The 412-nt window shown below is 43.4% G+C and carries 1 protein-coding gene; it reads right to left on the bottom strand.

Features of this window, described 5'->3' with window-relative positions; translation table 11 throughout:
* Positions 1-412 (bottom strand): porin (locus HC175_RS19495; RefSeq protein ID WP_262887256.1); only part of this gene is annotated, 412 nt, incomplete at both ends.

Below are 412 nucleotides of genomic sequence, written 5' to 3'. Positions count from 1 at the left end.
CACTTGCATCTGTAGATTTAAAGCCGTTAAAAACGTAGGCCTGATAGGTAAGGTTGGCAGAGTTGATCCTACCTGTAAGACCAAGACCGATCTCTCTCCAGGTAGTTGGAATGATTGAACCCGCAATGGCAGGACGCTCAACGCCATTGAACGTAGTAGGTTCGTGATATTCATTAATGATCCCCATAGGCACTAACATTAAACCGGCACGAAAATTAATGTTCCTGGCGAAATTATAATTTACAAATGCCTGTTCAACGTAAACTTCTTCGACGTGTTCAAATTCAATTTCAGTAAAGAACTGAACCTCATCAGTGAACTGGTAACCCAGCAACATCACAAGACGTTGTACATCGAGTTCCCCGTTGTCACCTTCGGGTTGATTATAGGTGATCTCCCCATAAGCTCCGAG

The organism is Salinimicrobium oceani, from assembly GCF_012037645.1.
This window is presented reverse-complemented; position numbering and strand designations above follow the sequence as displayed.